At 69.3% G+C, this 13613-nt stretch carries 13 protein-coding genes; 4 read left to right on the top strand and 9 right to left on the bottom strand.

Features of this window, described 5'->3' with window-relative positions; all coding sequences use genetic code 11:
* Window positions 1-26: 26 nt before the first annotated feature.
* A complete protein-coding gene (locus RWN05_RS04885) occupies window positions 27-509 on the top strand; it encodes a DUF4396 domain-containing protein (RefSeq protein ID WP_079002411.1) in 483 nt (160 codons plus the stop codon).
* A gap of 21 nt (window positions 510-530) precedes the next feature.
* Here the strand turns inward: RWN05_RS04885 and RWN05_RS04880 are convergent, their stop codons facing one another.
* From RWN05_RS04880 to RWN05_RS04865, 4 genes are all read right to left on the bottom strand, one after another.
* The gene (locus RWN05_RS04880; protein WP_079002410.1) at window positions 531-1763 is read right to left on the bottom strand and encodes an allantoate amidohydrolase; all 1233 of its coding nucleotides are present in this window, start codon (window positions 1761-1763) and stop codon (window positions 531-533) included.
* On the bottom strand, window positions 1760-2914 hold the full coding sequence (locus RWN05_RS04875; protein WP_079002409.1) for an FAD-dependent oxidoreductase: 1155 nt from the start codon (window positions 2912-2914) through the stop codon (window positions 1760-1762). The genes RWN05_RS04880 and RWN05_RS04875 overlap by 4 nt, the downstream gene beginning before the upstream one ends.
* On the bottom strand, window positions 2911-4170 hold the full coding sequence (locus RWN05_RS04870; RefSeq protein WP_079002408.1) for an ammonium transporter: 1260 nt from the start codon (window positions 4168-4170) through the stop codon (window positions 2911-2913). Before RWN05_RS04870 ends, RWN05_RS04875 begins: the two co-directional genes overlap by 4 nt.
* An 86-nt stretch (window positions 4171-4256) precedes the next feature.
* Complete coding sequence (locus tag RWN05_RS04865) at window positions 4257-5411, bottom strand: tyramine oxidase subunit B (RefSeq protein ID WP_314138755.1); 1155 nt, start codon at window positions 5409-5411, stop codon at window positions 4257-4259.
* Between the two features lie 149 nt (window positions 5412-5560).
* Here RWN05_RS04865 and RWN05_RS04860 point away from each other — a divergent pair, with 149 nt between their 5' ends.
* Both RWN05_RS04860 and RWN05_RS04855 read left to right on the top strand, forming a co-directional pair.
* Complete coding sequence (locus RWN05_RS04860; protein WP_079002407.1) at window positions 5561-6466, top strand: LysR family transcriptional regulator; 906 nt, start codon at window positions 5561-5563, stop codon at window positions 6464-6466.
* A 104-nt stretch (window positions 6467-6570) separates the two neighbouring features.
* Window positions 6571-7515: a GNAT family N-acetyltransferase gene (locus RWN05_RS04855; RefSeq protein ID WP_079002406.1), complete on the top strand. Its 945-nt coding sequence runs from the start codon at window positions 6571-6573 to the stop codon at window positions 7513-7515.
* Between the two features lie 66 nt (window positions 7516-7581).
* On the opposite strand, the gene RWN05_RS04850 is transcribed toward RWN05_RS04855, so the two are convergent.
* Together RWN05_RS04850 and RWN05_RS04845 are read right to left on the bottom strand one after the other, a co-directional pair.
* Window positions 7582-8280, bottom strand: coding sequence for a hypothetical protein (locus RWN05_RS04850; RefSeq protein ID WP_079002405.1), 699 nt, complete (start codon window positions 8278-8280; stop codon window positions 7582-7584).
* A gap of 65 nt (window positions 8281-8345) precedes the next feature.
* Entirely contained in the window at window positions 8346-9140 is a 795-nt protein-coding gene (locus RWN05_RS04845) for an alpha/beta fold hydrolase (protein WP_079002404.1), read from the bottom strand.
* Between the two features lie 87 nt (window positions 9141-9227).
* Here RWN05_RS04845 and RWN05_RS04840 point away from each other — a divergent pair, with 87 nt between their 5' ends.
* A complete protein-coding gene (locus RWN05_RS04840) occupies window positions 9228-9662 on the top strand; it encodes a hypothetical protein (protein WP_153303430.1) in 435 nt (144 codons plus the stop codon).
* A 40-nt stretch (window positions 9663-9702) separates the two neighbouring features.
* Here RWN05_RS04840 and RWN05_RS04835 read toward each other — a convergent pair whose 3' ends face one another.
* The 3 genes from RWN05_RS04835 to RWN05_RS04825 are packed head-to-tail and all read right to left on the bottom strand — an operon-like array spanning window position 9703 to window position 13531.
* The gene (locus RWN05_RS04835) at window positions 9703-11250 is read right to left on the bottom strand and encodes a GMC family oxidoreductase (RefSeq protein ID WP_240555762.1); all 1548 of its coding nucleotides are present in this window, start codon (window positions 11248-11250) and stop codon (window positions 9703-9705) included.
* Window positions 11247-12635 (bottom strand): alpha/beta hydrolase, encoded by a 1389-nt coding sequence (locus tag RWN05_RS04830; RefSeq protein ID WP_314138750.1) that lies wholly within the window; start codon window positions 12633-12635, stop codon window positions 11247-11249. Before RWN05_RS04830 ends, RWN05_RS04835 begins: the two co-directional genes overlap by 4 nt.
* Entirely contained in the window at window positions 12632-13531 is a 900-nt protein-coding gene (locus RWN05_RS04825; protein ID WP_079003909.1) for an SDR family oxidoreductase, read from the bottom strand. Before RWN05_RS04825 ends, RWN05_RS04830 begins: the two co-directional genes overlap by 4 nt.
* Window positions 13532-13613: the final 82 nt, after the last annotated feature.

The raw sequence follows: 13613 nt of genomic DNA, 5'->3' as shown, positions 1-13613 counted from the left end.
TTGCTGAACGAACCGAAGGAGTACTCATGAGCGACCACACCCACCACAGTCACGGCCCAGCAGCCGACAATGCGACCTCCTGGCGGATGGCGGCCAGCGCCACCCTCCACTGCCTCACCGGTTGTGCCATCGGCGAGGTGCTGGGCATGGTGATCGGCACCGGCCTCGGACTGCACAATCTCGGCACCGTGGTGCTCTCGATCGCACTGGCCTTCGTCTTCGGCTACGCGCTCACGATGCGTGGCGTGCTCCGCGCGGGCCTGTCCTGGCGCGCCGCCATCGGTGTCGCGCTGGCCGCGGACACCGTGTCGATCGCGGTCATGGAGATCATCGACAACACCGCGATGCTCGCCATCCCCGGAGCGATGGACGCCGGCCTCACCAGCGGCCTCTTCTGGGGGTCCCTGGTCGCCGCTCTCGCCCTGGCCTTCATCGTCACCACACCGGTCAACCGTTGGTTGATCAGCCGCGGCAAGGGGCACGCCGTCGTCCACGAACTCCACCACTGACGTCCCTCGGCTTGTCGGCCATCAGGTGGTCCCGACGCCGACCGCCAGTCCCTCCAGGACGTCCGCGAGCGCCACCGCACCGGCCTCCGCGTCGGCGTCCTCGGCGTACTCCTCCGGCGAATGGGAGACGCCGGTCGGGTTCCGGACGAAGAGCATCGCGGACGGCGCGTGGGACGCGAGCACTCCGGCGTCGTGCCCCGCGCCGGTACCGAGCACGGGCGCCTCCGGCAGCATCCGTTCGAGGCGCCCGCGGAGCAACGGGTCGAAGTCGGTCGTGGCGCTGAACGACTCCTCGGTGATCGCGGCCATGCATCCCTCCTCCGCTGCGATGAGCGACAGGCGATCGGTGATCGCCGCCACGATCGCGGCGGTCACGGTGTCGTCGGGATGGCGGACGTCGATCCAGAAGTCCACGCTCGACGCGATCACGTTCGTGCCTCCCGGCCACGGAAAAACCCGGCCGACGGTCGCCCGAGCGTCAGGCGTCGCCAGTCCGATCGTGCGGATCTCGGTGATCATCCGCGCAGCCGCGACGAGCGGGTCCCGTCGATCCTGCATGAGCGTCGTCCCCGCATGATTTCCTTCACCGCGGATCGACACCCGCCACCGTCCATGCCCCAGGATGCTCGAGCCGATCGCGACCGGGCGATCGAGGTCGACCAGTGCCCGCCCCTGCTCGACGTGGAGCTCGACGAACGCGTCGATCGCTCCGAGCCCGGCCGGATCGGGCCCCACACCCCGCGGATCGACACCATTGCGTGCGAGGACCTCGGCGAAGGTGTCGCCCTCCACGTCGCGCAGGGCCAGGGCCCGCTCCGGACTGATCGCACCGGTGAGGAGCCGTGAGCCGAGGCAAGCGACGCCGAAGCGCGAGCCTTCCTCCTCCGGGAAGACCGCGACGACGATCGGCTTGGCCGGCTCGAAGCCACGCGAGCGCAGGTGATCGATCGCGACCAACGCCGATGCGACCCCGAGTGGTCCGTCGTAGGCGCCACCGCCGGGGACCGAATCGAGATGGCTCCCGGTGACCACCGCACCCGCCGTCGAACGGGACGGCACATGCCACCAGGCGCGGATGACCCCGTTCCCGTCGATGTCCACGTCGAGGCCACGGCGCTCGGCCTGACCGACGAACCACTCCCGCAGCTCGAGTTCGGCCGTGGAGTAGACGGGCCGCGAGTAGCCTCCCCGACGCGCATCCAGACCGATCCCCGCGATCTCGTCCAGGAGGGAGACCACGGTGTCGCGGTTCACCGGACCGCTGCCAGGCTCGGCCGGAACATCGCCGGCACAGTGTCTCGGCCCTCGACCAGCGCGAGGGCGTATTCGCCGATGAGCGGGGCGAACTTGGCACCGTGGCCGGAGCAGGGCGCCAGGACCGTGATCCCGTCGACCCGGTCGATGACGAAGTCCTCCGTCGGGGTGTTCGTGAACAGGCAGGTCGTCTCCGCATACGGTTCCGGGACGAGGCTCGGGAGGAACTCGCGGACGTAGGCGACGACCCGTCGGCGGTTCGCGTCGTCGACGACGCCGTCATGATCGGCGGCCGAGGGGATGCGCCTGCCGCCGTTGTACTCGGCGACCTTCTGTCCACGCCACTCGGCGTCGCGGCCTCCGGGGAGCCCGTAGACCTGCATCCGCGCGGACTTGTGGATGAAGGTGGGCCACACGGCTCCGGATCGTGCCGGGCCTTCCGCGTCGACGCCGATCCGGTCCCGATACGGGAAGTGATACGCCTGCTCCTGACGGACCTCGAGGGCCGGGAACGCGTCGAGGAACCCTCCCGGCAGCGCGAGGTCGCCGAGCAGGTCCGGAAGCCAGCCCCCGGCTGCGACCACCACCTGCTCCGCATCGAACGCCCTCCCCCCATACCCGAGCACCCGGTACCCGGTGGCAGTCCGCTCGACCCGCTCGACCGGCCAGTCGTTCAGGACCGTGGCTCCGGCGCGGACGGCGGATTCGAGCATCGCCATCACCGCCTGCTCCGCGTCGATCACGCCGGCTCCCGGATGCCACAGGGTGGGCGTGTCGAAGCCGATGTCCCAACGGGCACTGGCCTCGTCTCGGGAGAGCAGCTCATGATCGATGCCGTGCTCCGCCAGCACCGACGCGAGGTGCTCCGGGCGACGGGTCGTCCCGAAGTCGAGCGCACCCGTCCGCGTGATCAGTGGACGCCCGTACTCCAGGCCGAGCTCGTCCCACCCTGATGCCGCCGCGAGGACGAGACGGGTGTAGGACGCCTCCGGGTAGGCGTAGCGGAAGATCCGGGCCGATCCGTGGGACGATCCCCACTCGTTGGCCGGACGACTCCGCTCGAGGACGGTGACGTCCTGCCCGGCCTGGGCGAGGCGCCAGGCCGCCGCAGCACCGGCGAGCCCGGCTCCGACGACGATGACGCTGGTCATGCGCGTGCTTCCAGGTCTTCGTCCTCGTAGGCGCGCTCGGCGTGGGCGTGCTCGTCGATCCCGGCGACCTCGTGCTCCTCGGGGATCCGCAGACCGATGGTGATCTGGATGAGCTTCGCGATCACCCAGGTGACGATGAACGAGTAGGCGAGGACCGCGACGGTCGCGATCGTCTGCACGCCGAGCAGTTCGAACCCGCCGCCGTAGAGCAGACCGGAGCGTCCGTTCGGAGCCGCATCCGTCGCGAACACCCCGATGAGGAGCGTCCCGATGATGCCCCCGACGAGGTGGACCCCGACGACGTCGAGGGAGTCGTCGAACCCGAGCCGGAACTTCCACTCGATGGCGAGGCAGCAGACGACGCCCGCGATGGCCCCGATGATGATCGCACCGATGGGCGAGACGGCGCCGCAGGCGGGGGTGATCGCCACGAGGGCGGCGATGATCCCCGATGCGCTGCCGAGGCTCGTGACCGCTCCGTGGCGGAGTCGGTCGACGATGGACCAGCCGATGAGGCCGGCACAGGCCGCGACGGTGGTGTTGAGGAACACGACGCTCGCCGCATTGCCGGCTGCCAGCGCTGAACCGGCGTTGAAGCCGTACCAACCGATCCAGAGCAGTCCGGCGCCGACGAGGACGAGCGGGCGGTTGTGCGGACGGAGCTTGCCGCCCCAGTCCTTGCTCTTACCGAGTACCAAGGCCAGTGCGAGCGCCGCGACTCCGGCGTTCATGTGCACGGCCGTCCCACCGGCGAAGTCGACGGCACCGAGGGTGTTCGCGATCCATCCACCGGTCGCCGTGTCGTTCGAGAAGGCGAACACCCAGTGCGCGACCGGGAAGTACACGAGCGTCGCCCAGAGCCCGGCGAACAACAACCACGCGCCGTACTTCATGCGACCGGCGGCGGCACCGGCGACGAGTGCCGTCGTCACCCCCGCGAACAGCAGTTGGAACGCCGCGAAGAGTGCGAGCGGGATGCCGGCATCGGGGTCGTCGGCGAGTGCCTGGTCGAGCCCCGCGAACTCGAACGGGTTCCCGATGAGTCCGAGCCCGCCGACGGAGTCACCGAAGACGAGCGAGTACCCGAAGGCCACCCAGAGCAACGCGACGAGGCTGGCCCCGCCGAAGCACATGATCATCATGTTGAGGATGCGGCGGGACGAGACCATCCCGCCGTAGAACAGAGCCAGGGCCGGGATCATGAGGGCGACGAGCGCCGAGCTCGTCAGGATCCAGGCGACGTTTCCAGCGTCCACAAATCACTCCATCGTTCGAGGTGCACAGCGGCCGGGCGGCCACGGCGTCGGGTTCGGGCGGAACAGGTGTCGGTGCCGGTCGGCGGTCAGGCCAGGCCCGGGGCTTCCCAGAGGTTGAGCTTCGTGCCGATCCCCTGCTCGACGGCGTTCTCGTAGATCGTCTTCGCCCACGCGACGTCCTCGACGCCCATCCCTCCGACGCTGAAGAGCACCGGCTGCTCGGGGAACTCGCGCCCGACGGCGTTCCCGTCGAAGACGTCTCCGATGTTGACCACGCGGGACTCGTCGAGCTCGCCGGTCCCGATGAGGTCCTGCCAGTAGAGGCCGATCATCCCGAACGCGGTCTCGTGCGACGGCGCCGGGTACTCCTCGGCCCACGCCTCGTAGATCTTCTTCGCGTCCGCGATGAGGCGCGCCTTGCCGGAGAGGGTGTACTCCTTGTCCATGCGCAAGTTCGCGGGCAGGCTCAGGAAGGCGCCCGGCTTGATCCAGTCGCCGTCGATGAACGGGTAGTTCTCCGAGCCGACCAGGCCGGTGACGGCTTCGGAGACGATGTCCGAGTCGCGCACGGCGGCCTCGACCGTCTCGGCGATCTCGATCGTCGTGAACTGCGGGTAGTGCTCGCGGACGTAGTCGGCGAACGCCTCGGACGTCGACCGTCGGCGCCCGTGGATGCGGATGGTGTCGAGCGAGGGACGGGCGGTGGTCATGGCGTGCAGGGCGCTCTTGTTCATGGCGCCGGGCCCGATGATGCCGAGTGACTTCGCGTCCACCGGTGCCAGGAGCTTCGCGGCGGCTCCCGGCACGGCAGCGGTACGGTAGGCGCTCTCGAGGTTGCCGGACATGATCGCGTAGGGCGCGCCGGTCTCCTTGTCGTTGAGCACGATGAGGTGGATGGAGCGCGGGAGGCCCCGCTCGCGGTTGTCGACGTTCGACCCATACCACTTGACACCGGCGGTGTCGAAGCGTCCGCCGAGGTAGGCGGGCATCGCCATGAACCGGCGGTCGGCGGCGTCGAGCGGCATGCCGGGGAACGGTGAGGTGGTGGGGAACCCGATCGGTGCTCCGTGCGAGTTGGCGGTCGGGCCGGCCATCCGGTAGTCACCCTTCGCGACGAGCACCAACACCTCCTCCATGACCTCCATGCAGTGGGCCATGTCCTTCATGCCGGCGGCGATGACCTCCGGTTCGCTCAGGTAGAGCATGTCGATCCGGGTGTTCGGGGAAGCGTCTGCGGTCACGGGTGGTCCTCCAGGTCGGGGTGTGTGGTCCTCAGCGAACACGGTCGCGATCGTCCTGGTCAAATACCGATTCGAACCTCGATTGAGAGCGTTTCGCTCGCAATCTGGACGAAACAGCGCGGTAATACGAGGGTCGTATCGTCGATGGGATGGAGCTCCGCCAGCTGCGCTACTTCCTCGCCGTCGCCGAGGAGCTCCATTTCGGTCGTGCCGCCCGACGGCTGCACATGTCGCAGCCACCGCTGAGCGTCCAGGTCGCACGACTCGAGCAGGAGGTCGGCACCGCGCTGTTCGACCGTTCGACGAGGCGGGTGGCGCTGACCGCCGCCGGACGACACCTCCAGGCGCGGGCGCGACACATCGTCGAGGAGCTCGACACGGTCCGGAGTGAGATGCGCGACTTCGTCGACGGTCTCGCCGGGGAGCTCACCGCAGGGTTCGTGAGTTCGGCCAACTACACGGTCCTCCCCGGCGTCGTGCAGCTGTTCCGGGCGAGCCGCCCCGGGGTGACGCTGCGCCTGGTGCCGTTGACCTCAGGAGAGCAGTTCGACCGGCTCCGCGACGGCACCCTCGACGTCGGGATCGTCCGTGATGAGGTCCCGCAGACGCCATCCGACAGCTCCCCCGCGCTCACGACCGAGGTCGTCTTCGAGGAGCGTCTCGTGGCGTGCCTCCCGGTCGGTCACCCGTTGGCAGGGCGACCCGAGGTCACCGCGGAGGAGCTCTTGGAGGTCCCGATGATCTCCTACCCGCGGGCGCTCATGCCGGGATTCGTGGACCGCGTCGCGGAGGTCCTCGGCACGTCGAGTCGGACGCAGGTGGTCGAGGAGGTCGTCCATCAGGAGACCGCCCTCGGGTTCGTCGCGGCCGGCGTCGGTACGACGATCCTGCCCGAGTCGGTGCGGCAGCTGGTGCCGCCGTCGATCGTCGTCGTGCCGCTCGCCGGGTCGCCGACGACACGCCTGCTGGCCGCTCGTCAGGAACGAGTGGACGAGAGCCCGGTCCACGACGCGTTCATCGCCTGTCTCCGCGACGCGGCCGCACAGCTCGGGTGAAGGCCCACTCGAACACCGCGCGTCCGCTTCCCGTCTCGACGGCGTAGCCCCGGTGTTCCTGTCCGACATGGACAAACGAGTCGACCCTGTCCAAGCTGGAACCGATGACCGACACCCGCGACGACTTCACCATCCGACGAGCCACTCCGGACGACGTCCCCCTCCTGCAAGCGTGGAGCTGCGACGAACCCGTCGCCTGGATCGACCCGGAACGGCTGACCGCCGAACTCGCGAGTCGGAACTGTCGACCGGAGTGGTCGTGGATCGCCGAGCAGGACGGTCGCCCGATGGCACGAGCACTCTGGTGGGGCCAGGCGGATGCGAACCGGCCCGCCACGCTCGACTGCCTCACCACCACGGTCGAAGTCGCGGAGCCCGAACGTGTCGGCGCTGCGCTCATCCGCGCCGGACTGGACGCCTTCGGCGCGGGACCGGCACTGGAGTTCAACGTCGACGTCTCCCCTGCCTGGGCCGATGACGCTGCGAGCGTGGAGGCGGTGCGGTGGCGCCACGAGCCTGCACGCGCCGGTGGGTTCTCGCGCACGACCGAGCGGGTCAGTTTCGCGAGGTCCACCTCCGATCCGGTGCCGGCACGATCGCAGCGCCTTCGTTTCGTCGCCGCCCCGGACGACGCGTTCCACGAGCTGTTCGCCCTGGTCGCGACCGGCACCCTCGATGCGCACACGCAGGACATGGTCGCGCGCGAAGGACTCGAGGCGCTCGCGGACGACGATCTAGCGTTCTACCGATCGCTCCCCGGCGAACGGGATGCCTGGCGGGTCGCAGAGCTGCTCAACGGGACGATCGTGGGATTCATCATCCCGACGAGGACGGCGTACGACGCGAGCATCAGTTACCTGGGCGTGCTCCCCGAGCATCGCGGACACGGTTACGTGCACGACCTCTTGGAGGAGATGGTCCACGTGCACCACGGGTCGGGACAGGACCGGATCGTCGGCACCACGGATGCCGCGAACACGCCGATGCGTGGCGCGTTCGAACGAGCCGGTTTCTCGGTCGCGCGCGTTCGGATCGTGCACGAGCAGTAGGTTCGCCCCGGGCTCGGTTCCGACCGTCTCAGTTGAGCACCGCGACACGGTCGACCGCCGCGCTCGTCAGACCCGCGACGACTGCAGCACGCGGACGACCCCGGAGCAGACCGCGAGCCAGATGATCAGCTGCAAGACCGCAGCGACGAGGAGCGGCAGCACGAACGATCCGCCTTCGGCGGAGGACAGCCAGACCATCACGACGACGGTTGCGGCGATCCCTGCGCCCGAGACCGCCAGGAAGAGGGCGCGCAACGCCACTGCCTCCCGACGGTCGACGGTGTCCTCCGCTCCGGTCGGCGCTTCCTGCGGGTCGGTGGTCTGCGGCGTCACCTCGGACCACGCGGAGACGGCGCGGATGATGCGGTTCTCGGAGACCTGCAGCCCGAGCAGGATGACGACGCTCGTCAGCGCGACCGCGAACCCGATGAGGACCACGGAGCCGAAGAACGCCCCGCTCTCCCCCACCCAGAACGGACCGAGGACGGTCACGGTCGCGACGGCGAGGGTGGCGGCCACGACGAGTGCTACGGACGAGACGAGCCCGAGCGCCAAGCGGGCCGGGCGACCGTACTCCAGGAGCAGGACCTCCAGCGCGACATCGCCGACCTCAGGCTGTCGCTGTCCACGCTCGGTGGCATTGATCCACGCTCTCGCCTCAGCTCGGAGCAGGAAGGCGTTCCAGGCTGCCGCCGTGGATGACGCGGCCGAGGGCTTCGAGAGCGCTCGCCTCCGTTCAGGCTGCGGGGGTTGCTCGAGGGGCATGCGACGACCTTACGCTGACGGCGGGGCCGGCGAGATGGGCCCGACCTGATGCGGTGCGTGTCATCTCACTGCGCATCGATGAAGGTGCGGAGCGCCTCGACCCACTGCTCATGCGCGTCAAGGTGCGCATCATGCGATGCACCGCTGAGATCGACGCGACGTGCGCGCCTGCCCCGGCCTGCGAACGCCGCCTTCTTATCCTCGGTGAACATTCCTCCGTCTGCATAGACCACGAGGGTTGGCACGTCGATGCTCTCCCACTCGCGCCAGCGAGGCTCCCCGACCGCCTCGATCGTCGTCTGCATGACGTCTGCATCGAATCGTGGGACCAACCCGTCGACTGTCTCCTCCAGATCCTCGACCCAGGCACGTTCGAGCGGCCCGTCACCAAGCTCCGCCGCCGCGTCCGATCGACTTGCGAACGGGACGTTCCACGACCGGAAGAAACCGCCGAGGGCTCGGTGATCCTCCACCGTGCCGCTGCCCTGGTCCCCTTCGAGCATGACCAGCGCGCGAACGATGTCTGGCCTGTCGGCAGCCAGGAGCATCGCGGTATGCGCGCCCATCGACTGCCCGATGACGATCACCGGTTCTGATGTCTCGGCTTCGATCACCCGTGCGACATCCGAGACGTACGCCGCTCGAGAGGTGTCCATCGGCCGCCTCGTACTCTCTCCGTGGCCACGCTGGTCGATGAGGACGACCGATCGTCCGGCAAGCGCTCGAGCCGTTGGAAGGAACTCCCGACTGCTCCCGGCGAGTCCGTGGAGGATGACCGACGCCGGCTCGGAACCCTCGAACACGGTGTACGAGATCGTGACCCCGTCGTCGACGATCAGCTGCTTCCGTGTCGAGACCATCAGTCCAGCCTAGGAGGCGTTCGTGCGCAACCAGGCCGGGAGCGGCCACCGCTAGCCTTACGTCATGCAACTCAGGGGTGTGGGCGCATGACGATCGACGATCTTCTCGCGGAATCAGACGGCGGATGGTCTCGTAAACCACGGACCGTGCGTCAAATGCTGGGAACGCTCGGGGTGGCCATCGGTTGTATGGCCGGCTTCGTCGTCCTCGTCGTCGCGCTACTGGGGTCGTTTCAAGGCAGCTACAGCTCGTTCCTCGAAGGTGACGTGTCCGTCTGCGGCTACGCAGGCGTGGATTCGGTCTGCCAGCAGGAGCTGCGGGAGCAGGTGCGCACCACGATGCACATTCCGCTCGCCAAGGACGTCCGCGTCGAGAAGCTGCGTCGCTACGGGTTCCCCGATCCGATCTATCAGGCCCGGTTGTCGTTCCCGAGCGCCGCCGATGCGAGGGCCGCCGGTCACACCGTGCTGGAGGTGCTACCGAGCGGCGCGGCCATCGTCATCGTCGAGGCGAACGGCTGACTCCCGACCCATCCTCGCTCACCTGCCGGCGGCGCCGCCGTCACCGGGCCGCGAGCATCCGGTCGGCGGTGCGCAGCGACAACGCCATCTGTGCAAGACCCGGGTTCGCGGAGAGCGCGCTCGGGAACGTGGAGTTGTCACAGATCCACAGGTTGTCGATGTCGTGCGATCGCCCATCCCCGTCAACCACGCCGTCACTCGGATCGTCGCTCATCCGGCACGTGCCGAGCGTGTGCGCCGTGCGCGCGAGCACCCTGGTGCTCCGCGCACCGGCTGCCGTGAGGATGTCCGTCATCGTGCGGATGGCGTGGCGGTCGATGGCCTGCTCGTTGTCACCGGGCGAGAACGAGACGGTCGCACGCGGCAGACCCCATTCGTCCTCCTCCGACGAGAGCTCGAGCCGGTTACCGTCGGCGGGCAGACACTCGGCGTTCATCCCGATGCCGGCGTTGTACCGGGACGCGTCGAGCTCGTCGACCAGCTCGGTGCCCCAGAGCCCGCCGCCGCGCACGAGGGTCGTCGCGTAGTTGAACGGCATGACGCCGAGGCTCTGCAACAGATACCCTCCGGCGAAGTCAGCACCTTCGGGGCGGACGAAGTCCTCGGTGATGAGCGCCGACGGGTAGCCGCGGTAGCCGCGGATCTGCTCGTCGAACCGTCCCCACACCTGCACCGCCCCGTGGGCCAGGAAGTTCCGACCCACCTGACCGCTGGCGTTCGCGAGGCCGTTGTGCAGCAGGAGCCGAGGGGTCTCCACCCCGCCGCCCGCCAACACGAGCACCTCGCAGCGCTGCCGCTTGTCGACACCGTCCTGGCGATAGACGACGCCCGTCACCCGACCGCGGGCGTCCCGCTCGATGGTGTGCACGACGGCGTCCGGTCGGATCTCCGCCCCCGCCGCGACCGCAGCCGGCAGGTAGGTGATGGCCGTCGTCGCCTTCGCACCGTGGCGCTCGCCCTGGTGGATCGAGCCGACGTTCGTCGTGGCACGCCGCAGGCCATGGTGAGGCTGATCGCGGTCGCGGGTGATGATCGCGGCGGGTGCGTCGGTCGCTCGGATGCCGAGCGACTCCGCGCCCTTCGCCATGAGGTCGGCAGGCGCGTTACGCTTCGGCGGCGCGTACAGATAGGTCCGCGACGGGTCCCACGGATACGGCGTCGGCCCGGAGACACCGATGGTCGCCTCGACCTCTTCGACGTAGCGCGTGAACTCCGCGTGATCGACGGGCCAGTCGCGTCCGAAACCGGTCTCGCTGCGCAGACGCAGGTCACGGGCGTCCGGCCGGGGCGTGAACGCGCCCCAGTGCACGGTGCCACCGCCGACGCCGAACCCGCTGTTGTTCGGGCCGAACGCCGTCGGAGCGTCTCCACCGCTGAACCGGCTGGACATCCAGTTGATCGTCGTCGCGTCGACCTCGTCCGGGGTGGACTCGGCAGGGTCGTGATTCGGCCCCGCTTCGAGGGCGACGACGCGGAGTCCCGCTGCAGCGAGTCGCGCGAGCAGTGGTGCGCCACCCGCACCGGTACCGACCACCACGACGTCGACGCTGTCGTCGAGGTCGTAGGTCTTCATGGTGTCCAGGTTCACGCTGCGTCCTCCTGCTGCTGTGCGGGCGCGACGCCGAGTTCGGCGGGCTCCCAATCGTCTCTGGTGCCGGCACCCAACTCGCGGTAGCCGGCGAAGTCGACGTCTTCAGCGCCGGTCGCGAACCCGTCGTAGCCGACGCGGGCCAGCGACGCGGGATGGATGAGCCACTCCCGCGTGACGTCCACGCGCAGGTCCTCGAACCAGCGCCGCAGATCGTCTCCGTCGATGGCGCCCCCGGGGACGCCCTGGCCGTCGATCACGGCACGGATCACGGCATCCTGGTCATCGGCCGAGTCCGGCCACGCGGTTCGGAGATCATCCAATCCGGCGCGGTAGGCCTCGTCGTCCGTGAGCCCTCCGACCGGCCGCCATCCGTCGCCACCACCTGCTGCGAGGTCGGCGTCGACCCGGGCGGCGAGATCGATCCGCCCCTCGGTCGCCTGGGGAACCAGGCGATCGGCGACGGAACGGAGCAGGTCCAGCTGTTCCACGCTCAGGACGCGGGGCCGATACTCGGGGTCATCCGGCAGGGCGCGTCGTGCCAGCGCGCTGCGCACCCGCGGCGTGGTCCGCAGGGACGCGATGACGAGCCCCCACTCGGCTGGGACGATGGCGCTGTGTGCGACGATCTCGTCCCAGAACTCGGTGAGCGCGCGCGCGACCGTGACCGGACGCTCGTACGAGAGCAGATGTCCGGCTCCTGCGAGCGACACGAATCGTGCACGGGGGTAGACGTCCGAGAGCATCTCGGGCTGCACTGCGGCTCCGAGCGCCTCGTCCTGATCTCCGGCGAGCACGATGCACGGGAGGTCGAGCTTGCCGACGGAGGACGCGATGTCCTCCTCGCTGCCCTGCTCGAGCCAGCGGCGCCACGCGACGGGCGACATGGCCTGCACGGACGCCACGGCGGCGGCCTGCAGCTCGGTCGGCAGAGGTGCACCCACGTTGTCGTCGACGAAGGTCTGCGCGTCCGCCTCGGCGATGGGCCCGTCCTCGATCCAGCTGAGCATCTGGTGGCGCTTGGCGTCAGGCATCGGCTCGGGCGTGGGCGGTGACGGTGCCAGGAGCACGACGCCGAGGAGCCCGAACACGGGGACGTCGCCGTCGCGGACCCGGGCGGCGATCCCGGCGGCGACCTTGCCACCCATGCTGTGCGCACACAGCATCCAGGGTCCGCCGTCGGCCTGCTCCGCGATCACGGCGAGGGCAGCGTCGACCTGCGAGTCGACCGAGCCGTCCGGTGCGTCGGCCGTGTCGCCCTGTCCGGGCAGCTCGACGGCGATCATCCGGAACCGAGCGTCGAGCTCGCGAGCCACTGGTGCGACCGCGGCGGCGTCGAGCCCGAGCCCGGGAAGGAAGAAGACCGTGCACGCAGCCGCGGTCACGGGGTGACCATGCCGCCGTTGACGTTCAGCGTCGCCCCGGAGACGTAGCCGGACTCCGCCGAGGCGAGGTAGACGTACGCCGGCGCGAGTTCAGCCGGCTGCCCGGCACGCTGGTAGGTGTTCTCGTCGTCGAAGTGCTCCATCTGCTCGTCGGAGACGCCGTCGGAGACCTGCAACGCGGTCCACACGGGGCCGGGGGCGACGACGTTCACGCGGATCCCCCGGGAGGCGAGCTGCAGCGCGAGCCCCTTGGAGAGGTTGTTGATCGCGGCCTTCGTAGCCGCGTAGTCGAGCCGGTCGGGTGACGGCTTGTACGCCTCGAGCGATGCCGTGTTCACGATGCTCGCGCCCTCGCCGAGGTGGGCGAGTGCCGCCTTGGTGATCCAGAAGTTCGCGAAGACGTTCGTGCGGAACGTCTCCTCGAACTGCTCGTCGCTGAGGTCCTCCACCCGGTCGACGGCGATCTGCTTGCCGGCGTTGTTGACCAAGATGTCGAGGCCGCCGAGGAACTCGGCTGCCTCCGCCACGAGCCGACGGCACTGGTCGGCGTGTGAGATGTCGGCGACGATCGCCTTGCCCCGGCGCCCGGCGTCGGCGATGAGCGAGAGGACGTGCTCGGCGTCCTCCTCCTCACCCGGCAGGTGGGCGATGACCACGTCCGCGCCTTCGCGGGCGAACGCGATCGCCGTGGCGGCACCGATACCGGAGTCGCCGCCCGTGATGAGCGCCTTGCGACCCGTGAGGCGTCCACTCCCCCGGTAGCTCGCCTCTCCGAGGTCGGGCACGGGGTTCATCTTGGCCTGCACGCCGGGCTCCGACTGATGCTGCAGCGGGGGCTCGACCCGGTCGTACTGGGTCACGGGGTTGGTCAGTTCGTACTGGTCGCGCGGAGACATGACGACCACGCTAAACGAGACCTCGGCCGGAACCGGTGGGGTTGCACTCAGCGCGTCCGGTGGTGCAGTGGTTCGACGGAGG

The sequence above is a fragment of the uncultured Plantibacter sp. genome (genome assembly GCF_963518075.1).
GTDB lineage: Bacteria > Actinomycetota > Actinomycetes > Actinomycetales > Microbacteriaceae > Plantibacter > Plantibacter flavus_A.
This window is presented reverse-complemented; position numbering and strand designations above follow the sequence as displayed.